We start from the raw sequence: 26,220 nt of genomic DNA, 5'->3' as shown, positions 1-26,220 counted from the left end.
ATGCGACTGGAGACGTTGATGGAAGGTGGCCGCGCACGCGGCGCGCCTGCCGCCAGGGCTTAAGATGGGCGTCTGCCCTGTGTGCGATGCCCGCTGCCCGTCCATGACCCTGACGCCCGACAAGTCCAGCTCCCGCCGGCGCGCCCCGATGTACGAGGAAGTGGCCGACACCCTGCGCCAGAAGATCTACGACTACGTGCTGCCGCCGGGCGACTGGATCGACGAGCCGGCCCTGGCCCAGGAACTGGGCATCAGCCGCACGCCGCTGCGCGAAAGCCTCAAGCTGCTGGCGGCCGAAGGCCTGGTCCAGATCGAGCCCGGCCGCGGCGCGCGGGTGACGCGCCTGACCCTGGAAGACCTCAACGAGCTTTTCCCGATCATGGCGATGCTGGAAGGCCGCTGTGCGTTCGAGGCAGTGCGCAAGATCGACACCGATGGCCTGGCCCGGCTGGAATCACTGCATGCGGCGATGGAAGCGGCCGCCGAGCGCGGCGACATGGCCGAGTTCTACCGCAACAACTACCTCATCCACGAGGCCGTGCAGGAACACGCCGGCAACCCGTGGCTGATCCGCGTCACCCACGACCTGCACCGCATCCTCAAGATGCACCGTGGCCGCCAGCTGCTCACGCCGGGCCGCATGGCGATGTCGCTGGGCGAACACCGCGAGCTGATGGCCTGTTTCCGCACCGGCGATGCGGCCGAGGCCGAGCGCACCATGAACCGCCATCTGCTCAGCCAGGGCGAGGCGCTGGCCAAGTACATCGCCGCCGGCGGCAAGCTCAACGTGCCCGCCCCGCTGCCGCGCTCGGGCGCGCACTGATCGCCCCATGAAACAACGGCCCGCCATCGCAGGCGGGCCGTTGTTTGCGGAAGCTAGCGCGAGCTAGCCGCCCATCACCGCGCGCGTGGCCAGGAACAACACCGAAGGACACAGCAGGCAGCCCAGGCCGGTGTAGAACGTCGCCGTCATCGCACCGTATGGCACCAGGCGCGCGTCGGTCGCGGCCAGGCCGCCGGCGACGCCGCTGGTGGTGCCCATCAGTCCGCCGTAGACGATCGCCGTCTGCGCGTTGTTGAGCTGGATCCACTTGGCCACGAACGGCGTGCCCACCATCACCAGGATCGACTTGATCAGGCCCGCGGCGATGCTCAGCGCCATCACATCCGAGCTGGCGCCGATCGCCGCGCCGGTCACCGGCCCGACGATGTAGGTCGCCGCGCCCGCACCGATGGTGGTCATGCTGACCGCATCGGTGTAGCCGAACGCATAGGCAATCGCGGCACCGACGATGAAGCTCACCAGCACGCCCAGCAGCAGCGAGATCACCCCGGCCAGGCCTGCGCCCTTGAGCTGGCGCACGTCCACGCCGAACGCCGTGGCGATGATCGCGAAATCGCGCAACATCGCGCCGCCCATCACCGCCACGCCGGCGAACAGCGGCACGTCGGCCAGCCCCTTGGAGCCCCCGGTGTGCAGGCCGCCGAACCAGGCCAGCACCAGGCCGAAGAAGATCGCGATCGCCGAGGCATGCACGCGCCCGCCGGTGAGGTAACGCGACACCAACTGGGCGATCAACATGATCGCGCCGATGATCGCAAAGCCGGCCAGCAGGCTGTTCTTGTCGATCACTTTCATGAAGGTCTCGGCGATCATGGCAGCTCTCCTTCCTTGATCGGCGGCAGCGGTTCGATCGGCGTCTTGCGCAGCTTGTTGAAGACCGGGATCAAGGCCCCGCACGCGGCCGTCGCCAGCACCCCGGCCAGGATCGCGGCCGGGCCACCCTTCAGCGCGGCCAGCACGTTCTGCTGGGCGGCCATGGCCACCACGATCGGGATGTAGATGGCGTTCCAGAAATTGACGCCGTAGTCGGTCAGCGGCGTCTTGCCGCGCTTGTGCAGCCACGTGGACACCGCGATCAGCAGCACGATGCCGAAGCCCACGCCGCCGACATTGGCCTGCACGCCAATGCTGATGCCCAGCAGTTCGCCAATGAACAAGCCGATGATCGTGCAGATCGCCAGCAACGCAACACCATAGATGACCATGAAACCCCTCCCAGGGTGGGCGCGCCGGTGGCTGTACCGGGCGGCGCCGCAGGTGTGGAAACGAAAGAACCGCCTTACTTCACTGCAACCGCTCCTGTGCCGCCGCTACCCAGGCGGCCGCGCCCTCCAGACTCCTGAACTCCTCGACCGATCGCGCTTCGCATTCCGGATAGGCCTCGCGCAGCATGCGCGACAGCGCGCTGCCCGGACCAAGTTCCAGGAACACGCGTGCACCGCGCTCCACGGCCTGCTCCATCACCGCCGACCATTCGACGCTACGCGAGATCTGTGCGGCCAGGGTGTCGATCACACCCTCCGCTGTCCGCACCGGGCTGCCGTCCACGCCGGCCAGCACCGTGATGCCGGGCGCGCGAACCGATGCAGCACGCAGCGCCTGGACGAAGTTGTCCGTCGCAGCCTGCAGGGCGGGCGTATGCGCCGGCACGCTGACCGGCAGCAGCGTGCAACGCGCGCCCTGCGCGGTTGCAGCCTCGGCCAGCTGCATCAATGCGCGGCGCCGCCCGCCCAGCACCACATGGTCTTCGCCATTGGCGATCGCCACGCAAGTCTCAAACTGCTCGCACAAACAATCGATGTCGCTGCGGACCAGGCCGGTCACCGCCATCAGGCCACTGTCGGCAGGACTGGCGGCATCCATCACGCTGGCGCGCGTGGCCGCCAGTGCAAGACACGCATCGGTCGATATGCTGCCGGCGACTGCATGTGCTGCGAGTTCACCCACGCTGTAGCCGAGCACCAACGTCGGCGCTGGCAACTGCTCACGCAGCGCCAGCCAATGGGCCAGCGTGCCGGCGCAGACCAGGGGCTGGGCACGGCGGTTGTCGAAGCGCGCGTCATTGGCCGCCAGGTCCTGTGGCGCCGCGCCGAGCACGGCTTCGGCCTGCTGCAACAGCGGCGCGACTTCGGCGTTGTCCAACACCCGGTCGAACATCGCCGGATGCTGGCCGCCCTGCCCCGGGCATAGCAGCGCCAGGCTCATGTGCGCGCCTGCCGCTGCAGGAAGATCGCGCAGGCCAGCAGGTCCGCACTGCCACCGGGGCTGAGCCGGCGCGCGACGAAGGCGCGCGAAAGGATGGCGATCTGCGCGCGCCAATCGTCCTGCCAGACGCCGCCGCGCGCCAGGAATGTGCGCGCCTGCTGCTGGGCAAAGCGCAGGCCGTCGATGCCTCCGCGATGCAGCAGGTTGAGATCGTCCACCGCCGCGATCAGCGACAGCAGCGTGTGCGTGTGCGCCGCGTCTTCCACCAGCCCGGCATCCAGCGCCGCCTGCAGCGCGGGCAGTGCGATCTCGCGCAGCAGCGGGAAGCCATCGGCGGCCTGTTCGCGCACGCCTGCCACGCCATGCGCGCGACGCATGCGCTGGCCGTGACTGGTCGGGTCCAGCGGCGCGTCCAGCAGGACGTCGCGCCATTGGCTTACACCGGCGCAGACTTGCACGCCCGAGGCCACGGCGCCTTGCGCGCGCAGCTGCGCCGCCTGTGCGGTGAGCAGGCCCAGGCTGAAGATCGCGCCACGATGGGTGTTGATGCCGCCGGTCGCGCCCAGCATCGCGTCCTCGGCATGCAGGCCGAGCCGCCGCAGGGTGTCGAAGCCCGCACCCTCGATGCCGGCCTGCGCAATCGCCACGAAGTAGCCACGCAGCGCGGCCAGGCTGCGCCAGAACGTGCCGGCGTCCATGTCGTCATGGCTGCCGCGATCGGTCGGCGTCACTAGGCCTGGCTTGTGCGCCAGTGCCAGCTCCGCGTGCAGGCTGGCGATCGCCAGGCGCCCGAACCGCTGCGCCAGCGCGCCCGGCGCTGCGGCGCTTGTGTTGGGACGACCGGCTTCGCTGCGTTTCATGCCGCCACCTGTGCATCGCCGGCGAGCGCGCTGCGCGCGACCAGGCGCGCGTCGCTGTCGGTCTTGATGAGCAGGCGCGCCGATCCGCTGGCATATTCGCGCCAGCTGAAAGCCGTGCCATCGGGCAAACGGCACTCACCGTCGGCGCGCAGGCCGAAGCGTGTTTCCCAACGGGAGAGCAGCGCGGCGATCGTATCGGCCTGATCGAGCTCTTCGATCTCCCACAGCAGATCCACATCGGAGCGCGCATGCAGATACGGCAAGGACGTCAAAGCCTGCCAGGCCAGCGCGCCGAACACGCGCGGCATCAAGCCGAGGCGTCCCGCATCTGCCTGCAAAGCACGCAACGCGACCTGCCAGGCGGTGGGCGCAACGGGGGTCACCGCATCAAGCGCAGGCAATGACGCACACCGTAGCAACGACGCGTGCGGCGCGCTCAGCGAAAGCCGTTGCTTGCCTTCGTCCGGCGGCAACGGCACACCAAGCTGCAGCAGCTCGGCCGACATCCCGGGCGCGCGGCGCGCCACGATCGCCGGATGGCCTGCGCCGAACCACGCACGCAGCCGCACCGCCAACGCAGGCGACTGGGCCAGCCAACCGTGATCGGTCGGCAGCCAGACCAGCGTGTGGCGGCGCAGCGCCTCAGTCATGGCCTGCAGCCACCGCAGCGGAAATATCGAGCGCCAGCGTACGGCCGCCGCGCTCGGCGGCCAGCGCACGACGCGTGTCGCCTTCGACCGGCGCGGCGAGCGCATCGAGCAGCGCCTGGGCCAGGTCACCATCCCAGATCGCGCGCACCGCGCCCATCGCGACGTAGTTCTCCACGCCCGGGGCGAACACCGGTGAACTCTTGCTCAGCGCCTGCAGCTTCTCCAGCGGCTGCTTGGTCACGCGCGCCATCGCGCGCAGGTCCATCACCCGCACCTGCGCCTCGGGCAACGCGTAGACCGCATCGGCCATCAGGCCAAACGAGAGGAAACCGCCGCTGACCGATTCGCCGTACACCAGCGAGATGAGCCTGGCGCCGCGCGTGCGTGCCAGATCCAGCGCCTTGGCCAGGTGGGCGAAATACCCATTGATGCCCAACAGTTCATCGCGCCGCGCCAGGCGCTGGCCGGCGGTGTCGACCAGCATCACGATCGGCCGCTGCGGATGCGCGCGCGTGGAGGCCAGCACCGTCGCCGCGAGCTTGAGCGCGTGGTCCACACCGACTTCCAGCTTGTCGGCCGTGCCGATCACGGTGACTTCGCCCGTCGCGGTGGTCGCGCTGCCAGTCAGCACGTGATCTTCGATGGCGATGGCATGGCCCTGCGGAAACAGGGCGTCGAGCAAGGTTTTCAGTTCCACGGCAGGCTCCTGTTAGCGGTGGCGGCCAGGAAGGCGTCGGTGTCCAGCAGCGGCAGCTTGGCGGCGTGGTCCAGGCCCTGCGCCTGCCAGATCTCCAGGCCATCGCGATACGCACCCCAGGCATCGATGCGCGCGGCCAGCATCGCGTGCTCGGCATCGAGCGCCGCCATGGCATCGGCAGCAGGATCGAACGCCGCGATCGCCTCCAGTGCAGCCTCGGCGAAGGCGTCCATGCGGTCGGCCACCAGCGTGGAGGCTTCCCCGATCAGGTAGCGATGCTTGCCGCCGGTCACGCGCCAGACCAGCGCGCGATCGCGCGAATCGAATTCCTCCACGCCGCGCACGGTCTCGATCACTTCCGGGCCGGACAGCGCCAGCCGTCCTTCCTCGGACATGATCACCGCCGTGCAGCAGCGCGCGACAATGCCCATGCCGCCGAAGGCACCATTGCCGCTGCCGATCAGCGCCAGCACCGGCACGGCGGCCGCGCGCGCGCCAAGCACCGCGCGCATGATTTCCGAGATCGCGATCAGGCCCGCATTGGCTTCATGCAGGCGCACGCCACCGGTATCGAGCAGCAGCAGCACCGCTTCGGGTTTGGTCTGCGCGGCACGTTCCAACAAACCGGCGAGCTTGGCGCCGTGGACTTCACCCACGCCGCCGCCCATGAATTCGCCCTGCTGCGCGGCCACCAGCACGCGCTTGCCGCGCAGGGTCGCCTCGCCAACCGCGATGCCATCGTCGAATGCAGCCGGCGTGTCCAGCTGCGCCAGGTGCGGGCTCATCGCGCGTTGGCGTGGGCCGACGAATTCGCGGAACGAACCGGCATCCAGTACGCCGGCGATACGCTCGCGCGCGTCGGCTTCGTAGTAGCTGCGCTCACGCACGGTGTTGGCTATTGCGCTCATGCGTCGCCTCCTTCCTGCAGGGTTTCCACGGCCTGGTCCAGGCGCAGGCTGACCACCGCCGGCGTGGCGCCGACATCGTGGATGGTGATGCGCACATCTTTCAGCGCATGGCGCGCGGCGAAATCGTCCAGCACCGCCTGCCAGATCTGGCCGAAGCCACGCGCGGCGGTGGTGATCTCGATCTCCATCGCGCCGTCCAGCGGTACCGGCTCGATCAGCACTTCCAGGTTGCCGGACGAGACCACGCCGACCAATACATGGTCGAGGCGTGAGCTGGGCGCGGTGCGGCCCTCAAAGCGATATTTCAGGGTTTCCATCTCAAGCCCCTTACCAGTTGCGGAAGCGCTTGGGCGGGTCGTAGAGCCCGCCGGACCAGCGCACCAGATCCTTGACCGTGCGCGCGGCGAGCAGGTCGCGGCTGGCGTCACGGGTGCGGATGCCGAGATCTTCCGGGCGCTTGATCACGCCGCGGTCGCGCAGGTTTTCCACCGCGCGTTTGTCGCGCCCCAGGCCCACGGCCGTGTAGCCGGCGACGCCGCGGATGGCCTGCTCGCGTTCTTCCGGCGTGCGGCACAGCAGCAGGTTGGCGATGCCTTCCTCGGTCAGCACGTGGCTGACATCGTCGCCGTAGATCATCACCGGCGGCAGGTCGAGCTTGGCCCGTTCGGCCAGCTCCCACGCATCGAGTGTGTCGACGAAGGCCGGCGCCATGTGCTCGCGGAAGGTTTCCACCATCTGCACGACCAGCTTGCGGCCGCGCGGAATCTCGCCGGGCTTGGCGGCTTCGCGACCGGCCTTCAACCAGGCCGGACTGCCGTGCCGGCGGCCGCGCGCGTCCGAGCCCATGTTGGGCGCGCCACCGAAGCCGGCGATGCGATCGCGCGTGGCGGTGGAGCTGTTGCCGGCCAGATCCATCTGCAACGTCGAGCCGATGAACATGTCGCAGGCATACAGGCCGGCGGTCTGCGAGAACGCGCGGTTGGAGCGCATCGAGCCATCGGCGCCGGTGAAGAACACATCGGCGCGCGCGGCGATGTAGTCCTCCATGCCCAGCTCCGAGCCGAACGAGTGCACGGATTTGACGAAGCCCGACTCGATCGCCGGAATCAGCGCCGGATGCGGGTTCAGCGCCCAGTGCTGGCAGATCTTGCCTTTCAAGCCCAGCGACTCAGCGTAAGTCGGCAGCAGCAGCTCGATCGCCGCCGTGTCGAAGCCGATGCCGTGGTTGAGGCGGTTGACGCCGTACTCGGCGTAGATGCCCTTGATGGCCATCATCGCCATCAGCACCTGCACTTCGCTGATCTGCGCCGGGTCGCGGGTGAACAGCGGCTCGATGTAGTTGGGACGCGGCGCATGGGTGACGAAGTTCACCCAGTCCGCCGGAATGTCCACGCGCGGCAGCGTGTCGACGATCTCGTTGACCTGGGCGATGACGATGCCGCCGCGGAACGCGGTGGCTTCCACGATCGCCGGCGTGTCCTCGGTGTTCGGGCCGGTGTAGAGGTTGCCGTGCCGATCTGCCGCGTGCGCGGCGATCAGGGCCACGCGCGGGGTCAGGTCGATGAAGTAGCGGCCGAACAATTCCAGATAGGTGTGGATCGCCCCCAGCTCCAGCTGACCATCGCCAAGCAACCGGGCCAGGCGCACCGACTGCGGGCCGGAGAAGGAGAAGTCGAGCTTGCGCGCGATGCCTTTCTCGAACACATCCAGGTGCGAGGCCAGCGACAGCACCGACTGGACCATGTGCAGGTCGTGGATGCGGCCCGGATCGACCTGGGTCAGGCAGTCGGCGAGGAAATCGGCCTGCTTCTGGTTGTTGCCTTCCAGGCAGACGCGGTCGCCGGGGCGCAGCACGGTTTCGAGCAGCGCAACCACGTCGTCGCTATGGACCAGCCGGCCCTGCGCGAACCCCGCCGCGGCCTGCAGCCGCTGGGTCCGGTCGGTACTGAGGGTGTTCCAATCCGTCATCGCATCACCGGGAATTACTTCGTAATTACAGAGTAATCATTCTGCGCCCGGCATGCATGCCGCGCCGCAGCAGCTGGCCGAAAATTCGGCCGCCCCGGTAAATAGCCTAATAACTTCAGTACTTTGAAGCGGAGTCAGACCCTGATCAAGTTGCGACCTGATCGCTGCAAGGGCGCCTCAGCCCTCGGCGGTCGCCAGCGCCGGCAGCGTGCCGCCTGACACCGCAGCAGCCAGGGCCGCATCGCTGTCGACGGTGTCGATCCCGCAGCGGCCGTACCAGTCCGGATCGTAATAGCTGTGTGCGTAGCGGTCGCCGCTGTCGCACAGGATGGTGACGATCGAGCCGTTGATGCCGGCCGCCTGCATCGCGCTCGCCGCGTGCAGCACGCCGACCAGGTTGGTGCCGGTCGAACCGCCCACGCGCCGTCCCAGCGCCGCGCTGGTCCAGCGCATCGCCGCCAGGCTCAACGCATCAGGCACCTTGACCATCGCATCGATGCAGGCCGGCACGAAGCTCGGTTCCACCCGCGGACGGCCGATGCCTTCGATGCGCGAACCACAGTGGTGCAGGCGCGCCGTGTCGGCCTCGCCTACCAGCGCATCGCGGTAGTAGTCGAAGAACACCGAGTGCTCCGGGTCGGCACACAGGATCTTGGTGGGATGGCGCCGATAGCGCACGTAACGACCCAGCGTGGCGCCGGTGCCGCCGGTGCCCGGGCTGCACACGATCCACGCCGGGATCGGATGCGGCTCCTCGGCCATCTGCTTGAAGATGGATTCGGCAATGTTGTTGTTCGCGCGCCAGTCGGTCGCGCGTTCGGCGTAGGTGAACTGATCCATGAAATGGCCGCCGTGCTCGCGCGCCAGCCGTGCGGACTCTGCATTGATCGCGCCGGCCTGTTCGACCAAATGGCACTGGCCGCCGTAGAAGGTGATCGCGGCGATCTTTTCCGGCGAGGTCGTGGCCGGCATCACCGCGATGAAGGGCAGGCCCAGCAGCCGCGCGAAATACGCTTCGGACACCGCGGTCGAGCCACTGGAGGCCTCGATCACCGGTGCGCCCTCGCGCAACCAGCCGTTGGCCAGCGCGTACAGGAACAGCGAGCGCGCCAGCCGGTGCTTGAGGCTGCCGGTGGGATGGCTGGATTCGTCCTTCAGGTACACGTCGATGCCGGGATAGCCTGGCAGCGACAGCGGAATCAGGTGGGTGTCGGCCGAACGGTTGAAGTCGGCTTCGATCTTGTGGATGGCGGCGGCCACCCAGTCGCGCTGCGACATGGGCCTGATTCGATGAAGGAAAGAGGTGCGAATTCTACCGGCGCGGCGCCTCCGGCGCCTGTCGCCACGCGCCCAGTTTGGCCATCGCCCAGATCCCGAGCAGCGGCCCCGGCGCCAGCACCAGCAGCGTCCACTGCCAACTGCCCAGCCCGCGCGCCAGCAGCGGCAGGCCCCACAGCGTGGCCGCGGTCAGCACATAGCCCAGCCCGACCTGCAGCGTGAGCGCAGTCCCGACGAAGCGCGGATCTGCGTGCTCGGACACCAGCGCGGAGAACTGTGCCGAATCGGCGATCACGCTGACGCCCCAGACCAGCGCCACGCCAACGAACAACCACGCCGGCCCGTCGAACACCCACGGCATCGCCACACAGCACGCGGCCGAGACCATCATCGCCAGTGCCGCCGTGCGCGCGCGGCCGAAGCGATCCGCCGCGCGCCCTGCGAGCACGCAGCCCAGCGCGCCGGAGGCGATCACCGCGAAGGTCAGCGCGGCGGCATTCAAGCCGCTGCCCTGCTCGGCCAGCGCCGCGCGTGCGTAGGTCGCGAACCACGCCCACATCGCGTACAGCTCCCACATGTGGCCGAAGTAGCCGCCCATCGCCAGCAGGACGCGGCGATTGCGCAAGGTTGCCGCGGCATCGGCCAGGCGGAACGGTGCCTTCGGAAAGGGGAACGGACCTTCGCGCACGCCGGCGGCGATCAGCAGCGCACCGGCCAGGGTCGCTGCGGAGGTGGCCACGATCACCGCCTGCCACTGCGCGCCGCCCAGCGCACCCAGCAGATGTGGCGACGCCGAACCGATCGTGATCGCGCCGATCAAGACACCCAGCGCCAGCCCGCGACCCTGCACGAACCAGGTCGCCACCAGCTTCATCGCCGGCGGATACACGCCGGCCAGGAACACGCCGGTCGCCACCCGCAGCAGCAGCCATTGCGTAGGGCTGTGCGCGACCAGCAGCAGCGCGTTGCACGCGGCCACCGCCAGCGCCGAACCGATCACCAGCACACGCAGCGGCACCCGATCGGCCAGGCCCGAGGCCGCCGAACCCACCGCGCCCAGCACGAAGCCCAGCTGCACCGCGATGGTCAGCCACGCGCCCACGCTGTCGCCGAAGCCGTACAGCGCGCGCAGCTGCGGCAGCACCGCGGTGGCCGAAAACCACGGGCTCATCGTCAGCACCAGCGCCAGCGCCAGCACCGACAGCGCCGTCCATCGCCCCGACGCCGCCTGCGCGGATGTGGCTTGCGCCTGCGAGGACGTCATCCGCCGATCAAGGGCGTGGCGCTCAAAGCGGTGGTGTACGTGCTGGCCTTGCCCTGCAGGCAGACCTCGCCGTGCTGGTTGGTGATCGTGGTGGCCAGCGTGCAGATCGGCTTGTCCTCGCGCACGGTCAGCACCTCGACCGTCGCCGTGATCGTGTCGCCGACGTAGACGGCCTTGGTGAAGGCCCATTCCACCGACAGGAACACCGTGCCGGGCCCCGGCAGGTCTTCGGCTACGACTGCGTTGAGCAGGCCCGATGTCACCCCGCCCTGCACGATCAATCCGCCGAAGCGCGAGGCCTTGGCCGCAGCTTCGTCGTAGTGCAGCGGATTGCGATCGCCGCTGATCTGGGTGAAGGCCTCGATGTCCTGCATCGACACCGTGCGGGTGCGCTGCGCGCGGGCGCCCTGCGTCGGCATGCCGGCGCGGGTTCCGATCCAGCCTGGGGGCTGCGTCATGGGACTCTCCTGTGCTGCGCGCATTCTCCAACGCCACTGCCGGCGCCCACTACTGAACGATGGGCTAAGCCGCCGCTATCCTGTGCAGCCCTGATCCGGCCGCACCCCATGTCCGACCTGCCTGCCCTGCCCGACACGCCGCCTGGCCGCTATCGCCACTACAAGGGCGGCGAATACGAGGTCATCGGCACCGTGCGCCATAGCGAGACCCTGGAACCGCTGGTGCTGTATCGCGCGTTGTATGGCGAAGGCGGCCTGTGGGTGCGGCCGCACGCGATGTTCTTCTCGCAGGTCGAACACGCAGGCCAGTCCGTAGCGCGCTTTGCACGGATCGCGCCCGCCTCGGCATGAGCATGGAAGGCGACCGCGCGATCGTGATTCGCGAGGCGGTGCTGCCGAATGAACGGGGCGAGGTCGCAGCCTTGTTCGAGGAATATGCCGCCTCGCTGGGCATCGACCTGGGCTTCCAGGATTTTGCTGCCGAAGTGGCGCATCTGGACGCGCATTACGCGCCGCCGCAGGGCGCGCTGTATGTCGCCGAACGCGAGGGCACATTGCTTGGCTGTGTGGCGCTGCGCGCATTCGCCGCGCCGGACATCGCCGAACTGAAGCGGCTTTACGTGCGCCCCGCCGGCCGTGGCCATGCATTGGGCCGTCGCCTTTCGCAGATCGCTATCTCGCGTGCGGCCGCACTCGGCTACACGCAGCTGCGCCTGGACACCTTGCCGAGCATGCTCGCCGCGCAGGCGCTGTATGCGGGACTGGGATTCCGCGAGATCGCGCCATACCGGTTCAACCCGATCGCCGGCACGCGTTATCTGGAATTGATGCTGTCGCCAACCGCCTGAGCGTCAGCGCTCATGGGACCGCAAGCGACAGTTCCATCGCCGGCCCGCGCATCGCGCGCATCGCGCGCAACGTGCCGACAAGACCGGCGAAGCCCGCCGCAAGCTGTGCGAACAGGTCCGCGCTGCCGCGACGCTCGGTCTGCGCCACTTCCGCATATGCGCCACGGCCAAGATCGATGAAATAGCCTTCGCTCACGCGGCGCCGCTGGGCCACGCCGGGGAACAGTCCGGCGATCAGCAGGCAGTGATCGCCCACGTCGCGCAACGCATCAATGCGCCGCTGCCCGACCTGCTGCTGTGCATGCAGCCACGCCAGGGCCTGGGTTCGCGCCAGCAGTGTCTGCTCGCGCTGGTAGCGCAGCAGCACGAACACCAGGTAGGCCTCCTGCGCTTCGTCCAGCGCCTGGCCGCGCTGATCGGCCGCTTCATGCACCAACGATTGCCACAGTTCCAGTGCAGCGCCCTGCCGCCATGCGTCCATCGTCATGCGCCTGCTCCATGATCGCCCCGCCTGCGACGCTACCGCGCGCAAAGGCACGCGTGTTGGCAGCCGCCATCGCAAAGTGCCAACCGTAGCGCTCGATCTTCATGCGGACACAGTAAGATCGCCGCCCAGCTCCCCGAAGGATCGACCATGCTGCGAAGGTTTCCCTTGTTGCTGCCCGCCGTGCTGGCCCTGAGCGCCTGCACCGCCCAATCGCCAGCGCCGAGCCAGCAAGCGCCCGCTACGCCTGCCGCCCCCACGACAACCCAGGACGTCACCCACATGCCAGATGCAAGCGCTGCCCCTGCTTCCAACCCCGTTGCCGATGTCAAACCGCCTGCCGCCGACAGCGTGCTGTACTTCATCAGCAACGTCGACGGTGATGGCGCGCTGAGCTACGAGATCGGTAATGGCAGCTGGATCAACTACTGGTTCGGCTTCCCCTTCGAGCTGGATGGCACGCGCTACTACACCGGCTTTGCCTGGGAAACACCCGAGGACTTCAGCGATCGCAAGGAACCCAAGTATCCGGCGCCCGGCGATACGGTCACCATCACCCAGGCCACCTTCACGGCCAACCCGCCTGGCTCCGAGAAACCCTGGAAATTCCACGACAACCAGCATTCGGTGGGCGAGTTCGGCGGCAACGGCAAGGGCAACACGCTGGACGAGACACGCAAGCCGCAAAGCGCGCGCACTTCCGAGGGCAACCTGCTGCTCGCGGTCCCGACGTGGTACCTGGTATCCGGCACGCGCATGCAGAACTTCGAGCTTCTGCTGTTCAATCCGCACGACCTGGAAAACACCGACAACAAGCGCTGGACCTATGTTGGAAGCCTGTACGCAGGCGAGGACAACAGCGCGGCCTGCGATACCGATGCCGGTGGCATCAAGTGCGTGACGAGGACCGGCACGCTGGCGTTTTCCAGCCAATCCGGCGATCCGATGCCCACACTAAGGATCACCACCGAGGGCGGCCCAGCGGCCGAAATCGCCGAATACCGGTATGATGCGAGCCGCAACACCTATCAACCGACCTCCCGGTAGCAGGCCAACGGATTTGGCCTGGGTCGGTTTCACGCAGCCGTAAACCACGGCTGCTTTCGATCGCAAGGAGAACGCGATGGCACGTGACTACCCGAAGTCCGAAGTCCTGGACATCATCGAAACCCAAGCAAAGCAACATGGCATCCCGCGCGATGACTTCATGCGCTTTGCCTATATCGAAACAGGCGGCACCTTCGACGAACGCGCCTCACGTGGCGCCCATGGCGCCAAGGGTCTGTTCCAGTTCGTTCCCGATACGGCCAGGGACTACGGCATCGCCGGGCGCGAACTCGACCCCGTTGCCAACACCGACGCCGCTGCACGCCTGTATCTGCACAATCGCCAGCAACTGACCCGTCATCACGAACAGGACGGGCGCCCGTATCTGTCCGGCAAGCCGCAGCCCGATGGACTGGACCTGTACTTGGCCCACCAGCAGGGCGCCGCCGGCTACGCCTCGATCCAGACGGCTATCGCGACCGGCGAATTCGGCCGCTCCAGCACGCGCGCATTGATCATCAACAACGTCAGTGAGCGCGACTTCGAGCGGGTGACGCATCAGTCATACGAGCGCTTCACCCACATGTCCGATCGCGACATGGCCAAAGCCTTCACTGGTTATTGGGAAGCCAAGTTCCAGCACGTCAGCATTCCCGAAAAGCAGATCCAGCCCCTGACGGCCACGGCCGCACCGCAACGCAGCGAAGCCGCAGCGGAACCGGCCAAACCCACGCCGAAGCCCGAGCATGGCATTGCGCTGGAGCAGGCGTATGCCCTGACACGCAAGTACGACGATGTCACCTACAAGCTCGGCGGCAAGCATCCCGAGCAAGGCAGCGTCGATTGTTCCGGATGGGTCGGGACGCTGCAGAACGCCACGATGCTGGAGATCAATCAGAAGTCCCACCAAGCGATCTTCAGCAAGACCGACCGCTTCGACCTGGGCAACGACAGCGCCTCGGAAATCGTCCGCAAGAGCCAGCAACGCTCCGGCGTGATGATCGAGGGCAAGGCGGTGACGGCCGGGGTGCTGAAGGAAGGCATGATCATCGGCGAGGACAACGGGCCGACCAGCTTCGACAAGGGGCGCTTCAAGGGGATCGACCACATCACGATGGTCGTGCGCGATCCCAAGTCCGGCGCGCTGATGATCAGCCAGTCGCGCGGTGGCGAGGGCGTGGAACTGACCACCGTCGACAGGTACCTGGACTACAAGCAGTCGCACGGCGTGAAGCTCTATGCCACCGATCCGCTGTCAAAGGCCCGCGACCTGCTGCAGGACCGCGCGCAGACCCAGACGCAGGACCGTGGCGAGACCGTCGCCAAGCCGGCGCAGGACGCCAGGCACGCCGACGGCCCGCGCACGCTCAAGGACGGCGCCAAGGGCGAGGACGTGCAGCAGACGCAGGCGCTGCTCAACCGCTTCGGCTATCGCGATGGCGAGGGCAAGCCGCTGCGCGAGGATGGCGACTTCGGCTCGCGCAGCACCACGGCGGTCAAGGCCTTCCAGCAGGCGCATGGGCTGGAGGCCGATGGCGTGATCGGCAGCAAGACGCGCGAGGCGCTGCAGGGCGCGGCCAAGGCGCCGTTGCTGGCCGATGCAAACCATCCGGACAACGCGATGTACAAGCAGGCCGTCGCCGGCATGGAGACGCTGGGACCGGGCGCGTTCAAGGATCACCACGCGCTGGAGAATGCTGCGGCGAAGATGGTGTTCGAAGCGCGCGTCAGTGGCCTCAAGCAGATCGACCACGTGGTGCAGAGCCCGGATGGCAAAGGCTTGTTCGCGGTGCAGGGCGAACTCAATTCCGCCGCGCACCAGCGCATCTACCTAGACAAAGCCCAGGCCACCCAGCAGCCGGCCGAACAGAGCGCGTTGCAGCTACGCCAGGAGGTGGCGGCGACGCCGGCCCCGGCGCTGGATGCCTCGCAGCGCACGCAGGAACGCGAGAACGCCACGCGCGCGATGGCGTAAGCCTGCTGGCCGCGACAAGCGGTCACGTCGATGAACACCTCAACGCCCGCCTTCCCGGCGGGCGTTGTCGTTTCAGGCCATCACGCGGGGACGCGCCTTCAACCCGCGGCGCGCAAGGCCTCGACCAGCGCTGCCGGCAGCGTGATGCCGTCGCGCTGGTGCTGCGCACGGATCTGCCAGCGTCGGCTGCCGGGCAGGCGCACGCCGTCCTGCGCCAGCATCGCGGCGCAGAGCATCTCGACCCGGTCGGTGAAGCCCTCGGCGAACCGCGTCGGATCGATCAACAGCATCAGGTGCGCGATGTCCGGAGGCGCGCCTTCGGCATCGAACAGCGAGTTGGCCTGGAAGGCAAAACTGCTGCCGGTCAATCCCGCACAGAGCAATTCCAGCATCAGCGCCAGCGCCGCGCCCTTGGCATCGCCAGCGGGCAACATGCTGCCCGCCATCGCAGCGGTCGGATCGGTGGTGGGCTGACCTTCGATGTCCAGCGCCCAGTCGTCCGGGATCGTGGTGCCGGCCTGCTGGGCCAGCATCACCTTGCCGCGCGCGACCTTGGATAGCGACAGGTCCACCACTAGCGGATCGCCTTGTGCGCGCGGCGCGGCAAACGCAATCGGATTGGTGCCGAACAGCGGCGTGCGCCCGCCCCACGGGGCGATGGCCGCCGGCGCGTTGCTGAAAGCCAGCGCGATCAGGCCTTCGCGCGCGGCCTGTTCGACCGGATGCCCGGCCACGCCGAAGTGATGCGAATGGGCCAGCGACAGCGCCGCGATGCCCAGCTCGCGCGCCAGCGCCATCGCCTGTGGCAGGCCGGCCTGCACGGCGGGGAAGGCGAACCCATGTGCCACGTCGACCTGCACGGTGGCGCCGGCCACGCGGATCTGCGGCACGGCCGCGGCGCGGATCTTCCCGCTGTGCAACTGGGCCAGATAGAACGGCATGCGCGCCAAGCCGTGCGAGGGCAGGCCATCGGCATCGGCGGCGACCAGCGCCTGGGCGACGATCCGCGCGGCGTCGACAGGCAGGCCGGTCTTGCGAAGCGCCTGGTCGGCCAGCGCGATCGCGGCGTCCAGGCTCAGGGTGACGCGGCCCGGGGCGGCGTCGGTAGCGGGCAGGTTCAAAGGTGTCCTTCGGCAGGCGCGGCCGTGGGGACCGCGACTGCATTCGACCATCTCGGGCGCGTGCGTGCCAACGGGCGCGGGCCAACGTCTGCCGCAGATGCGACGCGCAGGACGAGAAGCGGGTTTGACGGAACCGCCACAAAAGAGAACAATTCTCATCAGCTACGCCCTGCAGTGCCCCGCACTGCCGCTTCATGGAGAGCCGCGGCCAGCCACTGCACCCCGTTCCAATGCCGCGCGCGTGGACGGTCCCGCTGACGTTCGCGAACAGGATTCCCATGCCGTCCCCACCCCCGACGCCCCACTCGCCGCGTGCCCGGCGGATGCCGATTGCGGCAGGCCACACCACCGCAGGGGCGCACGCGCCATGAGCTCGCGTAGCACCGCCGATGCAGCGCCATTGGCCTTCTGGAAGCGGCCCTGGCTGGGTGTGCTGTCGCGCAGCCTCGCGGCGATCTTCGGCGGCTATGCGCTGGCCGCCAGCACCGGGGCGCTGATGGCCGTGGCCCTGCCGATGGCGCGCAGCCAGGCGGTGCTGACCGGGATGCTGACGGCGATCGTGATCTGCGCCTGCGCGGCGCTGTGGGCCTTTGCCGTGCGCAGCGCCTGGAAGGCCTGGTGGGGCATCGTCACGCCCGCCGTCTTGATGGCCCTGGCCACGTGGTTGCTGCGAGGTGCCGCATGAAAAAACGACAGGACCGTCGTTTTTGTTGCTGCCTTCCATGGCAGCAACCCTGCGGGCCATCGCAAGGCGATGGCAAAAAATTGCTCCCGGCATTTTTTTCACGGCGCAGCCGCCCGCAGGGTGGCGCACAGGGAGGTGCGCCATGAAACAGGGCTTCCGCCAGTCGATGGCTTGGCTGCACACCTGGACCGGGCTGCTGGTCAGCTGGCTGTTGCTGCTGATCTTCATGGGCGGCACTGCCAGCTACTACCGGCAGGAGATCAGCCGCTGGATGCGTCCGGAGCTGCCGCGCAGCGTGGTCGCGCCCGATGTCGCCGCGGCCAACGCGCTGCACTTCCTCAAGACCGAAGCGCCCAACGCCGAGTACTGGAACGTCACCCTGCCCGACGCGCGCAATCCGTCGCTGGACATGTACTGGATGAACCCGGCCAAGGAAGGCGCCTCGCGCCGCGAGCGTTTCGGCCAGGCCACCATCGATGCGGCCACCGGCGAGAAGTCCGACGTGCGCGACACCCGCGGCGGCGATTTCTTCTATCGCCTGCACTTCGACCTGTACTACATCCCGGTGCTGTGGGCGCGCTACCTGGTGGGCTTCTGCGCGATGTTCATGCTGGTGGCGATCATCACTGGCGTGATCACGCACAAGAAGATCTTCAAGGACTTCTTCACCTTCCGCCCGCGCAAGGGCCAGCGCTCGTGGCTGGATTTCCACAACATCAGCGCGGTGATGGCGTTGCCCTACCACCTGATGATCACCTACACCGGCATCGTCACGTTGATGGTCATGTACCTGCCGCTGAGCATCAAGGCGGCCTACCCGGAAGGCGCTGACGCGTTCTACACCGAGTCCTTCAGCGACCTGCCCGACGCCGGCCCCGCGGCAGGCACCGCCGGCACGCCGCGCGCCATCGCCGCCCTGCTCGACAGTGCGCGCATCGAGTGGCACGGCAAGGACGTGGCCAGCTTCAAGGTCAATCATCCGGGCGATGCGGCCTCGGTGGTGGATGTCTATCAGCGCGACGGGCGCCGCCTGTCGTATGAAACCCCGGGCCTGCGCCTGGATGCCAACACCGGCCAGGTGCTGGCGCGCAGCGGCAGCGCTGGCGGCGCATCGGAAACGCGCGGGGTGATGTACGGCCTGCACATCGCGCGCTTCGCCGATGCCGGGTTGCGGCTGCTGTTCTTCACTTCGGGCCTGCTGGGCTGCCTGATGGTGGCCAGCGGCGCGGTGCTGTGGGGCATCAAGGAGCGCACCAAGCACGCCAAGTCGGGCAAGGTCGGCTTCGGCCTGCGCCTGGTCGATGCGTTGAACATCGGCGCGGTCGCCGGCCTGCCGGTGGCATTCGCCAGCTACTTCTGGGCCAACCGGCTGCTGCCGCTGGGCCTGGCCGAACGCCCGGGCGCCGAGGCCAATACGTTCTTCATCATGTGGGGGCTGTGCATCCTGGCCGGGTTCCTCTGGCCGCGTCGGCAGATGTGGGCGTGGCTGCTGTACGTGGCGTCGGCGCTGTTCGTGCTGATCCCGGTGCTGAACGCCTTCACCACGCACGTCCACCTGGGCGTGACGCTGCGCAACGGTGACTGGGCGCTGGCCGGCGTGGACCTGGTCACCTGCGCCATCGGCGTGGTGCTGGGCTACTGCGCGCGCCGCATGCAGCGCTGGCAGCCGCCGGTCTCGGCCGCGGAAAAGCGCCGCCGCCAGGTGCAGGCGACCCAGACGCCCGCGGCCGACGGAGGCGCGGCGTGAGCGCGCTGGCCTTCGCCTTGGCCTTCAGCGCCTTTGTCGCGCTGTGCCTGTCGATGGAGAAGCACCAGGTGGAGCTGCACGGCGCCCAGCGCGCCGGCGCCGCGACGATGCAGCGCCTGCACTGGGCCGGCTGGGCGCTGACCGCGGCGGCTTTCGCCGTGGCCGTGGTCGCGCGCGGCTGGACCATCGGGCCGCTGTGGTGGCTGGGGACGATGACTGCTTCGGGCATCGCGATCACCTATGGCCTGCTGCCGTATCGCCCGCGCTGGGTGAAGCCGGCCGCGCTGACGCTGCCGGTGCTCGCGCTGGTGGCGATGCTACTGTCGCGCTTGGGCTGAAACCGCGTCAGCGTGCGCGGCGCGCTGGCTGCAGGTGATCGGCCAGCGCCTTGACCATCGGCGACAACGCTTTCGCATCGCGCAGGCACAGCATCAGCGTGCGCTGGGTCCAGGCTTCGGTCAGGGGCACCGCGCGCACGCCGTGGCGCCGCCCGAATCGGCGCACCACCATCGCCGGCAGCACGCCCAGGCCGACGCCTTCGCCGACCATGCGACACACGTCCTCCAGGCTGCGCACGCGCAGGCGCCAGGTCAGCGCCACGCCGGCCAGCGTCAGGTTCCGTTCGATCAGCACCTGCTGGGCGGCGTCTTCCATCAAACCGACGAAGGCCTGCCGCGCGATCTGCGTGAGCGACCGCGGTGCACTGCCCTCCAGCGCGTGACCAGCAGGCACCGCCAGCACCAGGGCATCGGCGCGCAGCGGATGGCAGTGCAGGCCGCGCAGGTCGGCCGCATCGGAGGCGATCCCCAAGTCGCAGTCACCGCGGCGCACGGCTTCGGCGATGAATTCGCTCACGTGCTCTTCCGTCTCGACCTGCACGCCGGGATGCGCGCGCAGGAACGCCGGCACCTTGCGCGGCAGCACATCGCTCAGGCCCGAGGTGTTGGCGAACACGCGGATGCGGGTCGTCGAATCCGTGTTCAAGGCGGCGAGCGCGGCCTGCAGCTGCCGCACTTCCTCTATCACGCGGTGCGCGTGCTGCAGCAGCACGTTGCCGGCTTCGGTCGGGGCAATCCCGCGCGCCTTGCGCAGCAGCAGCGGCTGGCCCAGGCGCGCCTCCATGCCGCGGATGCGCTCGCTGGCCGAGGCGAGCGTCAGGCAGGCGCGCTCGGCGCCGGCCGTGATCGAGCCCGCCTCGCACACATGCACGAACAGGCCCAGGTCGGTGAGGTCGAAACGCATCGGCGCAGGCTAGCAGCCTTCGGCGTGGCCTGAGGCTGGCTGCGGCAGATCCCGATGGTGCGATCGCCGCGCTTCGCCGACAGTGGCGGCCCGTTTTCCAGGACGTCCTTCATGCAAGCATCGCTGACGCTGTGGCTGGCCGTGGTCGCGATCTTCATCGCCGCCGGCACGGTCAAGGGCGTGATCGGACTGGGGCTACCGACGATCTCGATGGCGCTGCTGGCCCTCTTCATGCTGCCCAGCCACGCCGCCGCGCTGCTGGTGGTGCCCTCGCTGTTGAGCAATCTGTGGCAGATGCGCCCGTTGAACGCACTAGCGCCGTTGCTGCGCAGAACCTGGCAGCTACAGCTGGGCACGGTGATCGGCACGTTGCTGGCCGGGTTGGTGTGGGGCGCGCCGGCCGGCGCCTGGGCGTCGGTGATCCTGGGCATCGTGCTGTGCGTGTATGCGGCCAGCGGCCTGGCCGGCTGGCAGCTGCCACCGGGACCGCCTCGGCGTGGCGTGGCGATGGGCTTGGCCACCGGCGTGGTCACGGCGATCAGCGGCGTGTTCGTGATGCCGGCGGTGCCTTACCTGCAATCGTTGAAGCTGGAGCGCGACGCGCTGGTGCAGGCGATGGGCCTGTCGTTCACCGTGTCCACGCTGGCCCTGTCGGTGAACCTGGCCGCCGCCGGCGCCTTCCACCTGGCCGACGTGGCCACTTCGTGCGCGCTGGTGGTACCAACGCTGATCGGCATGTCGCTGGGCACCGCGCTGCGCAGGCGGCTGTCGCCGCAGACCTTCCGGCGCTGTTTCCTGATCTCGCTGGCGGTGCTGGGCGTGTACCTGGCCGGCAGCGCGCTGCCGGGCATGCTCACGCGGCACGGATGAATCCTCAGTCGCCGGCGACCCTGCTGCGATGCCGCCGGCGCTTGCGATACAGCTCCTGGTCGGCGTTGGCCAGGGTCTGCTCCAGGGTCTCGCCGGGAATGCGCACGGCCGCCCCCTTGGAGAAGCCGATCGGTGCCTGGTCGGCATCGGCGCGCACCCGCGACAGCCATTGCTGCAACCCTTCCTCGCTTGCACCGGCCAGCAGCACCGCGAACTCGTCCCCGCCCAGCCGCACCACCACATCCCGGTCGCGCGTGTGGCGCTGCAGGAACTCGGCAAAGCCCACCAGCACCTCATCTCCCCGCTGGTGGCCGTGGGTGTCGTTGACCTGCTTGAAGTGGTCCAGGTCGAAAGCCACGCAGGCCACCGGCGCCTGCGCCCACAGGGTTTCCAGTTGCAGCAGATAACGACGGTTGAAGCAGTTGGTCAGCGGATCGCGCTGCGACAGCTCGCGCAGCAGGCGCTCCTGGCCGTACTGCGCGGTCACATCCTGGGCATGCGCCAACACGTAGGGCTCGTCCCCTTCGTCATCGAGCACGTTGTGGAAATTCCAGTAACGCAGCCCACCGTCGCTGGCGATCAGCTCGATCGTGCCAGAAGCGATGCCATCGCCGTAGATCCGCGCCAGGTAGGCCTGAAACTGCTCGTGGCGTTCGGCCCGCATGAACGTCGACAACGGGCGACCCAGCAGCGCGGACACCTCCATTCCCAGCGAGCGCGCCGCCGCCGGATTGATGCTCAACACCATGCCGTCGGCGTCATGGGTGCAGATCAGGCCCAGGCTGAACTGGAAAATCTTGCGGAAGCGGCGCTCGCTGGCTTCCATCGCCTCCACCGCGCGGTGGCGAAGGGTGACATCCTGGAAAGCACCGACCAGCTTGCGCCGGCCTTCCAGTACTTCCATGTTGCCCATGGTCCGCACCCAGATGGGCCGTCCCGTGCGCGTGACCAGCGGCAGTTCCAGGTCCCAGCCCTCACTGGTCTCCACCGCGTGCTGCACGGCCTGCTGGATCACGCCGCGCGCAGGCTCGGGATAGAAGGAATAGGCCTCTTCATAGGTGGACGGGATGAAGCCCGGCGGCACTTCGTGGATGCGGCAGGTCTCATCCGACCACAGGATGTCGCCGCCATCCAGGTCCGCTTCGAACCCGCCCACGCCCGCGGCCTTGCCGGTGCGCTCCAGGAACGCCTCGCTGGCACGCAGCCGTCGCTCCAAAGCCGCGCCACGCTGCAGCTGCGATGACAGCTCCAGGGCGTTGCGGGTCAGCGATTCCTGGTTCTTCATCAGCTGCGCGCGCAGCTCGATCGCGGCCACGGTGGCCTTGGCCAGCTGCTGCAGCGCCGTGCGCTGGCTGTCGGTGAGGTCGCGCGGCACGGTATCGAACACGCACAGCGTGCCGATCCTGTATCCCGATGAGAGCGTCAACGGCGCTCCGGCGTAGAACCGCACGTGCGGCTCGCCGACCACGGTCTCGAAGCGCGAGAAGCGCACGTCGCGCCGCGCATCGCGCACCTCCATCAACTCATCGCTGCGGATCGCGTAATCACACATCGCGGTGCTGCGCGTGGTGGACTCGGCGCCGGGCAACCCGTAGTTGGACTTGAACCACTGCCGGTCCTGTTCGATCAGGGTCACCAGCGCCACTGGCGAACCGGTCAACTCGGCCGCGGCGCGGGTCAAGGCGTCGAACAGCGGCTCGGCTGGCGTATCCAGCAGGCGCAGGTCCAGCAGGCGCTGCAGCCGCTCGGCCTCGTACTCGCGGTCCAGCACGGTCTCGCCCATCGCTCACGCACCTCTGCGGCTACGGCCCGCGTCACGGCGGACTTTCGGATTACGCCTGCATTTTGCCCATTCAGCCAGGCGCGATGACGACAGCGCATGAGACTCCAACCACAGTTCCGATGCGCTGGCGCAAACGTCACATGTTCGGCGCCGAGTGTGCGCATGGCCGGGCGATGCCATCACCGCATGCGTCCCGGATCGGTACAGCGTCGCTATCGAAACCGGGCACGTCCGTGCCACCGAGGCAGACCGTCCAGTCGGCCCGCATGCCTGACCAGATCGCCGAAACATCCATCCTTTCCGACGAACCACCCGGGCATTCCGTCCAAATGCAAGCTGGGTTTTGCAACGCCAGGTCGGGATAATCGCGCCATCCCCCCGCCGCGATGGCGGTTTCCGATGGCCCGCCCGGGCCGTCGTCCCTCTGCAAGGAGTCACGATGTCTGCTGACCTGCTCAAGGCCCTGGGCCTTGGCCCGACCAATTCCGGCACCTACCTCGGCCAGGGCGAATGGTCCAAGACCACCGATGCCGGCGTGCTGGAGTCGGTCAACCCGACCACCAATGCCGTCATCGCCACCGTCCACGCCAGCAGCCAGGCCGACTACGCCTCCGTGATCGAACGCGCCCAGGCCGCCTACAAGGTGTGGCGCACCACGCCGGCCCCGCGTCGCGGCGAAGCCGTGCGCCTGTGCGGCGAAGCCCTGCGCAGGAACAAGGACCTGCTCGGCTCGCTGGTCGCGCTGGAAATGGGCAAGTCCAAGCCCGAGGGCGATGGCGAAGTGCAGGAGATGATCGACATCGCCGACTTCGCCGTCGGCCAGAGCCGCATGCTCTACGGCTACACCATGCACTCGGAGCGCCCGGGCCACCGGATGTACGAGCAGTACCACCCGATCGGCCTGGTCGGCATCATCAGCGCGTTCAATTTCCCGGTCGCGGTGTGGTCGTGGAATGCGTTCCTGGCCACGATCTGCGGCGACATCTGCATCTGGAAGCCCTCCAACAAGACCCCGCTGACCGCGATCGCCGTGCAGAAGATCTGCAACGAAGCCCTCGCCGAGGCTGGCTTCCCGGACCTGTTCTTCCTGATCAATGATGCCGGCATCGAACTGGCCCAACAGTTCGTCGACGACAAGCGCATTCCGCTGATCAGCTTCACCGGCTCGACCGAAGTCGGCCGCACCGTCGGTGAGCGTGTCGCGCGTCGCATGGGCCGCAGCCTGCTGGAACTGGGCGGCAACAACGCCATCATCCTGGACGAAACCGCCGACCTGAAGCTGGCCGTGCCGGGCATCGTGTTTGGCGCCGTCGGCACCGCCGGCCAGCGCTGCACCACCACCCGCCGCCTGATCGTGCACGCCTCGATCTACGACGCCGTGCTGGCCACCCTGGTCAAGGCGTACAAGCAGGTCGAAGGCAAGATTGGCGATCCGCTGGACGCGGCCAACCTGATGGGCCCGCTCAACAGCAAATCGGCGGTCGATGCGTTCCTCAAGTCGATCGAGCAGGCCAAGGCCGCTGGCGGCACCGTGGAAAGCGGCGGCAGCGCGATCGAGCGCGACGGCAACTTCGTCCTGCCCACGATCATCTCCGGCCTGAAGAACTCCGACGCGGTGGTCCAGCACGAGACCTTCGCCCCGATCCTGTACGTGATGAAGTACGAGACGCTGGACGAAGCCATCGACATGCAGAACGGCGTGCCGCAGGGCCTGTCGTCCTCGATCTTCACCAACAACCTCAAGTCGGCCGAGAAGTTCCTGTCGGCCGCCGGCAGCGACTGCGGCATCGCCAACGTCAACATCGGCACCAGCGGTGCGGAGATCGGCGGTGCGTTCGGTGGCGAGAAGGACACCGGCGGCGGTCGCGAGTCGGGTTCGGATGCATGGAAGGCCTACATGCGCCGCCAGACCAACACGATCAACTATTCCGATTCGCTGCCGCTGGCACAGGGCATCAAGTTCGACCTGTAAGCGATCGTCGCCAGGCCGCCATGCGCGGCCCGGCAACAAGACGAACGGCGCCGATCATGGCGCCGTTCGTGTATCTGCGCGTTGCCTTGAAGTGGGCAAGGAACGTGTCGTGTTCATTCGCGCGCGGCGCTATTGCCGGTTGGCCTGGCGCAGCCGCTGCAAGCTCTCCAGCTTGGCCTGGTAGCGCTGCTGGTCGCCCGGCGGGCCAAGCGAACGGGCCAGGCGCAACTCGCGATCGGCCAGCGCGCTGTTGCCGGACAGGAAGGCCACCCGCGCCAGCGCGAAGTGGAACTGATGCGCGTCCGGATACAGGCCGATGGCGCTGTTGTAGTCGCGGATCGCGCTGGCATAGTCGCCGTTGCGTTCTGCTTCCATCCCCAGCGTGTACTGATGGAAAGGATCGCGCACGCGCACCTGCTGCAGGCGTACGAGCATCTGGCTGGCGCGGGCATCGTCGCCCATGCGCCGATAGAGATTGAAGGCGTTGGACATCGCCGAGGCGTACTGCGGATCGAGCATCAATGCCTGCGTGTAGTCGGCAGCCGCGGCGTTCAACGCACCTTCGCGCGCTTCCAGCAGGCCCAGGTTGTTCCAGGCATCGACCAGCTTGGGATCCACGCGCAGCGCCTGCACGAAATACGCGCGCGCCTGCGCGTTATCGCCCACGGCCATCAGCTCGGTGGCGCGGTTGTTGTAGTAGTGCGCGAACAGACGCGTATCGGGAATCGTGCGCGGGCCGCGCCGGTCGACCAGCACGCTGCTGTCCAGATCGACCGTGACCACGCGCCCGTCCATGCGCACCTGCACGTTGACGTGTCCGTAGCTGTAACCCAGCCCGTCGTGCTCGTACCAGGCCAATGCCTGCCCGACCTCCTGCGCACGCGCCGTCAGCCCGACCTGCCGCGCCAGCGCGACGAACATCAGGGTGAAGGACAGGCAGTTGATCCGGCGCGTGGCGAAACTCTCGGCCACGCTATGCGTATCACTGGCGCCGTACTGCAGGGCCAGGCCATCGCTGTCGAACATCAGGTGCACCAGACGCTGCAGGCGCTCGGGCTCGGACTGGCTGCGCCGGACCACGCGCTGCTGCAGCAGGTGACGCAACTCGGGCGGAATCTCCAGCAGCGTTTCCTGCGCGGGCGGCGGAAGGGCCGGCGCGGGCAACGTCGGCGGTGGCGGCGCGACGGCCAGGGCGGAGGCGAGCAGGAACGAGGCCAGGACGGACATCGGACACCTCCACACAGCAGGTGACGCGCACTCTACGCCTGCGCTGGCGCCGCCGGTGCTGCCGTATGTCGGCAATTCCCGACGTCT

General features: G+C 68.1%; 27 protein-coding genes. 10 read left to right on the top strand and 17 right to left on the bottom strand.

Annotated elements, in window-relative coordinates:
* Positions 1-103: 103 nt before the first annotated feature.
* The gene (locus tag BMZ17_RS08585; RefSeq protein WP_093138198.1) at positions 104-823 is read left to right on the top strand and encodes a GntR family transcriptional regulator; all 720 of its coding nucleotides are present in this window, start codon (positions 104-106) and stop codon (positions 821-823) included.
* A 63-nt stretch (positions 824-886) separates the two neighbouring features.
* Here BMZ17_RS08585 and madM read toward each other — a convergent pair whose 3' ends face one another.
* The 12 genes from madM to BMZ17_RS08525 form a co-directional block, all read right to left on the bottom strand.
* Positions 887-1,657, bottom strand: a complete 771-nt coding sequence (madM, locus tag BMZ17_RS08580; RefSeq protein WP_093138197.1) for a malonate transporter subunit MadM — start codon at positions 1,655-1,657, stop codon at positions 887-889.
* Positions 1,654-2,049 carry a malonate transporter subunit MadL gene (madL, locus tag BMZ17_RS08575; RefSeq protein WP_093138196.1) on the bottom strand — a complete coding sequence of 132 codons (396 nt, stop codon included), beginning with the start codon at positions 2,047-2,049 and terminating at the stop codon, positions 1,654-1,656. The genes madM and madL overlap by 4 nt, the downstream gene beginning before the upstream one ends.
* Positions 2,050-2,128: 79 nt before the next feature.
* A complete protein-coding gene (mdcH, locus tag BMZ17_RS08570; RefSeq protein ID WP_093138195.1) occupies positions 2,129-3,049 on the bottom strand; it encodes a malonate decarboxylase subunit epsilon in 921 nt (306 codons plus the stop codon).
* A complete protein-coding gene (gene mdcB, locus BMZ17_RS08565; protein ID WP_093138194.1) occupies positions 3,046-3,909 on the bottom strand; it encodes a triphosphoribosyl-dephospho-CoA synthase MdcB in 864 nt (287 codons plus the stop codon). Before mdcB ends, mdcH begins: the two co-directional genes overlap by 4 nt.
* The gene (mdcG, locus tag BMZ17_RS08560; protein WP_093138193.1) at positions 3,906-4,559 is read right to left on the bottom strand and encodes a malonate decarboxylase holo-[acyl-carrier-protein] synthase; all 654 of its coding nucleotides are present in this window, start codon (positions 4,557-4,559) and stop codon (positions 3,906-3,908) included. Before mdcG ends, mdcB begins: the two co-directional genes overlap by 4 nt.
* Positions 4,552-5,256 (bottom strand): biotin-independent malonate decarboxylase subunit gamma, encoded by a 705-nt coding sequence (mdcE, locus tag BMZ17_RS08555; protein ID WP_093138192.1) that lies wholly within the window; start codon positions 5,254-5,256, stop codon positions 4,552-4,554. Before mdcE ends, mdcG begins: the two co-directional genes overlap by 8 nt.
* The gene (locus BMZ17_RS08550; RefSeq protein ID WP_175485606.1) at positions 5,247-6,143 is read right to left on the bottom strand and encodes a biotin-independent malonate decarboxylase subunit beta; all 897 of its coding nucleotides are present in this window, start codon (positions 6,141-6,143) and stop codon (positions 5,247-5,249) included. Before BMZ17_RS08550 ends, mdcE begins: the two co-directional genes overlap by 10 nt.
* A gap of 17 nt (positions 6,144-6,160) precedes the next feature.
* A complete protein-coding gene (gene mdcC / locus BMZ17_RS08545; protein ID WP_093138191.1) occupies positions 6,161-6,481 on the bottom strand; it encodes a malonate decarboxylase acyl carrier protein in 321 nt (106 codons plus the stop codon).
* A gap of 10 nt (positions 6,482-6,491) precedes the next feature.
* Positions 6,492-8,132, bottom strand: coding sequence for a malonate decarboxylase subunit alpha (gene mdcA, locus BMZ17_RS08540; RefSeq protein WP_093138190.1), 1,641 nt, complete (start codon positions 8,130-8,132; stop codon positions 6,492-6,494).
* Positions 8,133-8,309: 177 nt separating this feature from the next.
* Positions 8,310-9,410 carry a PLP-dependent cysteine synthase family protein gene (locus BMZ17_RS08535; RefSeq protein WP_093138189.1) on the bottom strand — a complete coding sequence of 367 codons (1,101 nt, stop codon included), beginning with the start codon at positions 9,408-9,410 and terminating at the stop codon, positions 8,310-8,312.
* A gap of 34 nt (positions 9,411-9,444) precedes the next feature.
* Positions 9,445-10,674: an MFS transporter gene (locus tag BMZ17_RS08530; RefSeq protein ID WP_093138188.1), complete on the bottom strand. Its 1,230-nt coding sequence runs from the start codon at positions 10,672-10,674 to the stop codon at positions 9,445-9,447.
* The gene (locus BMZ17_RS08525) at positions 10,671-11,132 is read right to left on the bottom strand and encodes a MaoC family dehydratase (protein WP_093138187.1); all 462 of its coding nucleotides are present in this window, start codon (positions 11,130-11,132) and stop codon (positions 10,671-10,673) included. Before BMZ17_RS08525 ends, BMZ17_RS08530 begins: the two co-directional genes overlap by 4 nt.
* 108 nt (positions 11,133-11,240) lie before the next feature.
* Between BMZ17_RS08525 and BMZ17_RS08520 the strand changes: the two genes are divergently transcribed.
* Together BMZ17_RS08520 and BMZ17_RS08515 are read left to right on the top strand one after the other, a co-directional pair.
* Entirely contained in the window at positions 11,241-11,483 is a 243-nt protein-coding gene (locus tag BMZ17_RS08520) for a DUF1653 domain-containing protein (protein WP_093138186.1), read from the top strand.
* A complete protein-coding gene (locus BMZ17_RS08515; RefSeq protein ID WP_254775255.1) occupies positions 11,480-11,980 on the top strand; it encodes a GNAT family N-acetyltransferase in 501 nt (166 codons plus the stop codon). The genes BMZ17_RS08520 and BMZ17_RS08515 overlap by 4 nt, the downstream gene beginning before the upstream one ends.
* A 10-nt stretch (positions 11,981-11,990) precedes the next feature.
* Here the strand turns inward: BMZ17_RS08515 and BMZ17_RS08510 are convergent, their stop codons facing one another.
* Entirely contained in the window at positions 11,991-12,461 is a 471-nt protein-coding gene (locus tag BMZ17_RS08510; RefSeq protein ID WP_175485605.1) for a hypothetical protein, read from the bottom strand.
* 285 nt (positions 12,462-12,746) lie between these two features.
* Between BMZ17_RS08510 and BMZ17_RS08505 the strand changes: the two genes are divergently transcribed.
* Complete coding sequence (locus BMZ17_RS08505) at positions 12,747-13,511, top strand: hypothetical protein (protein ID WP_093138183.1); 765 nt, start codon at positions 12,747-12,749, stop codon at positions 13,509-13,511.
* A gap of 76 nt (positions 13,512-13,587) precedes the next feature.
* Positions 13,588-15,486, top strand: coding sequence for a peptidoglycan-binding protein (locus tag BMZ17_RS08500; RefSeq protein ID WP_093138182.1), 1,899 nt, complete (start codon positions 13,588-13,590; stop codon positions 15,484-15,486).
* Positions 15,487-15,584: 98 nt separating this feature from the next.
* On the opposite strand, the gene BMZ17_RS08495 is transcribed toward BMZ17_RS08500, so the two are convergent.
* Positions 15,585-16,607: an Ldh family oxidoreductase gene (locus BMZ17_RS08495; protein WP_217645770.1), complete on the bottom strand. Its 1,023-nt coding sequence runs from the start codon at positions 16,605-16,607 to the stop codon at positions 15,585-15,587.
* Positions 16,608-16,974: 367 nt separating this feature from the next.
* Here BMZ17_RS08495 and BMZ17_RS08490 point away from each other — a divergent pair, with 367 nt between their 5' ends.
* The 3 genes from BMZ17_RS08490 to BMZ17_RS08480 all read left to right on the top strand — a co-directional run bounded on the left by BMZ17_RS08490 (position 16,975) and on the right by BMZ17_RS08480 (position 19,377).
* Complete coding sequence (locus BMZ17_RS08490) at positions 16,975-17,292, top strand: DUF3649 domain-containing protein (protein ID WP_093138180.1); 318 nt, start codon at positions 16,975-16,977, stop codon at positions 17,290-17,292.
* A 142-nt stretch (positions 17,293-17,434) separates the two neighbouring features.
* The gene (locus BMZ17_RS08485; protein ID WP_093138179.1) at positions 17,435-19,039 is read left to right on the top strand and encodes a PepSY-associated TM helix domain-containing protein; all 1,605 of its coding nucleotides are present in this window, start codon (positions 17,435-17,437) and stop codon (positions 19,037-19,039) included.
* The gene (locus BMZ17_RS08480) at positions 19,036-19,377 is read left to right on the top strand and encodes a DUF3325 domain-containing protein (RefSeq protein ID WP_093138178.1); all 342 of its coding nucleotides are present in this window, start codon (positions 19,036-19,038) and stop codon (positions 19,375-19,377) included. The genes BMZ17_RS08485 and BMZ17_RS08480 overlap by 4 nt, the downstream gene beginning before the upstream one ends.
* 7 nt (positions 19,378-19,384) lie before the next feature.
* Here BMZ17_RS08480 and BMZ17_RS08475 read toward each other — a convergent pair whose 3' ends face one another.
* A complete protein-coding gene (locus BMZ17_RS08475) occupies positions 19,385-20,281 on the bottom strand; it encodes a LysR family transcriptional regulator (protein WP_093138177.1) in 897 nt (298 codons plus the stop codon).
* Positions 20,282-20,392: 111 nt separating this feature from the next.
* Between BMZ17_RS08475 and BMZ17_RS08470 the strand changes: the two genes are divergently transcribed.
* Positions 20,393-21,151, top strand: coding sequence for a sulfite exporter TauE/SafE family protein (locus BMZ17_RS08470; protein ID WP_093139492.1), 759 nt, complete (start codon positions 20,393-20,395; stop codon positions 21,149-21,151).
* Between the two features lie 4 nt (positions 21,152-21,155).
* Here the strand turns inward: BMZ17_RS08470 and BMZ17_RS08465 are convergent, their stop codons facing one another.
* On the bottom strand, positions 21,156-22,934 hold the full coding sequence (locus BMZ17_RS08465; RefSeq protein ID WP_093138176.1) for a sensor domain-containing diguanylate cyclase: 1,779 nt from the start codon (positions 22,932-22,934) through the stop codon (positions 21,156-21,158).
* A 439-nt stretch (positions 22,935-23,373) separates the two neighbouring features.
* On the opposite strand from BMZ17_RS08465, the gene BMZ17_RS08460 reads away from it, so the two are divergent.
* Positions 23,374-24,906 (top strand): L-piperidine-6-carboxylate dehydrogenase, encoded by a 1,533-nt coding sequence (locus BMZ17_RS08460; protein ID WP_093138175.1) that lies wholly within the window; start codon positions 23,374-23,376, stop codon positions 24,904-24,906.
* A gap of 129 nt (positions 24,907-25,035) precedes the next feature.
* On the opposite strand, the gene BMZ17_RS08455 is transcribed toward BMZ17_RS08460, so the two are convergent.
* A complete protein-coding gene (locus tag BMZ17_RS08455; RefSeq protein ID WP_254775254.1) occupies positions 25,036-26,133 on the bottom strand; it encodes a tetratricopeptide repeat protein in 1,098 nt (365 codons plus the stop codon).
* Positions 26,134-26,220 lie beyond the last annotated feature (87 nt).

The sequence above is a fragment of the Pseudoxanthomonas sp. GM95 genome (assembly GCF_900109775.1).
GTDB lineage: Bacteria > Pseudomonadota > Gammaproteobacteria > Xanthomonadales > Xanthomonadaceae > Pseudoxanthomonas_A.
The sequence above is the reverse complement of the archived record's forward strand: the minus strand, read 5'-3'. Positions and strand labels throughout refer to the sequence as shown.

Excerpts from the sequence above, each read along its gene's own strand:
- BMZ17_RS08475 (WP_093138177.1), bottom strand. The coding sequence starts at position 20,281 with ATGCGTTTCGACCTCACCGACCTGGGCCTGTTCGTGCATGTGTGCGAG.
- BMZ17_RS08455 (WP_254775254.1), bottom strand. The coding sequence starts at position 26,133 with ATGTCCGTCCTGGCCTCGTTCCTGCTCGCCTCCGCCCTGGCCGTCGCG.
- BMZ17_RS08505 (WP_093138183.1), top strand. The coding sequence starts at position 12,747 with ATGCCAGATGCAAGCGCTGCCCCTGCTTCCAACCCCGTTGCCGATGTC.
- BMZ17_RS08465 (WP_093138176.1), bottom strand. The coding sequence starts at position 22,934 with ATGGGCGAGACCGTGCTGGACCGCGAGTACGAGGCCGAGCGGCTGCAG.
- madM (WP_093138197.1), bottom strand. The coding sequence starts at position 1,657 with ATGATCGCCGAGACCTTCATGAAAGTGATCGACAAGAACAGCCTGCTG.
- BMZ17_RS08515 (WP_254775255.1), top strand. The coding sequence starts at position 11,480 with ATGAGCATGGAAGGCGACCGCGCGATCGTGATTCGCGAGGCGGTGCTG.
- BMZ17_RS08525 (WP_093138187.1), bottom strand. The coding sequence starts at position 11,132 with ATGACGCAGCCCCCAGGCTGGATCGGAACCCGCGCCGGCATGCCGACG.
- madL (WP_093138196.1), bottom strand. The coding sequence starts at position 2,049 with ATGGTCATCTATGGTGTTGCGTTGCTGGCGATCTGCACGATCATCGGC.
- BMZ17_RS08485 (WP_093138179.1), top strand. The coding sequence starts at position 17,435 with ATGAAACAGGGCTTCCGCCAGTCGATGGCTTGGCTGCACACCTGGACC.
- mdcG (WP_093138193.1), bottom strand. The coding sequence starts at position 4,559 with ATGACTGAGGCGCTGCGCCGCCACACGCTGGTCTGGCTGCCGACCGAT.
- BMZ17_RS08490 (WP_093138180.1), top strand. The coding sequence starts at position 16,975 with ATGAGCTCGCGTAGCACCGCCGATGCAGCGCCATTGGCCTTCTGGAAG.
- mdcC (WP_093138191.1), bottom strand. The coding sequence starts at position 6,481 with ATGGAAACCCTGAAATATCGCTTTGAGGGCCGCACCGCGCCCAGCTCA.
- BMZ17_RS08470 (WP_093139492.1), top strand. The coding sequence starts at position 20,393 with ATGCAAGCATCGCTGACGCTGTGGCTGGCCGTGGTCGCGATCTTCATC.
- mdcB (WP_093138194.1), bottom strand. The coding sequence starts at position 3,909 with ATGAAACGCAGCGAAGCCGGTCGTCCCAACACAAGCGCCGCAGCGCCG.
- BMZ17_RS08520 (WP_093138186.1), top strand. The coding sequence starts at position 11,241 with ATGTCCGACCTGCCTGCCCTGCCCGACACGCCGCCTGGCCGCTATCGC.
- BMZ17_RS08530 (WP_093138188.1), bottom strand. The coding sequence starts at position 10,674 with ATGACGTCCTCGCAGGCGCAAGCCACATCCGCGCAGGCGGCGTCGGGG.
- mdcH (WP_093138195.1), bottom strand. The coding sequence starts at position 3,049 with ATGAGCCTGGCGCTGCTATGCCCGGGGCAGGGCGGCCAGCATCCGGCG.
- BMZ17_RS08500 (WP_093138182.1), top strand. The coding sequence starts at position 13,588 with ATGGCACGTGACTACCCGAAGTCCGAAGTCCTGGACATCATCGAAACC.
- BMZ17_RS08585 (WP_093138198.1), top strand. The coding sequence starts at position 104 with ATGACCCTGACGCCCGACAAGTCCAGCTCCCGCCGGCGCGCCCCGATG.
- BMZ17_RS08510 (WP_175485605.1), bottom strand. The coding sequence starts at position 12,461 with ATGGACGCATGGCGGCAGGGCGCTGCACTGGAACTGTGGCAATCGTTG.
- BMZ17_RS08460 (WP_093138175.1), top strand. The coding sequence starts at position 23,374 with ATGTCTGCTGACCTGCTCAAGGCCCTGGGCCTTGGCCCGACCAATTCC.
- mdcA (WP_093138190.1), bottom strand. The coding sequence starts at position 8,132 with ATGACGGATTGGAACACCCTCAGTACCGACCGGACCCAGCGGCTGCAG.
- BMZ17_RS08535 (WP_093138189.1), bottom strand. The coding sequence starts at position 9,410 with ATGTCGCAGCGCGACTGGGTGGCCGCCGCCATCCACAAGATCGAAGCC.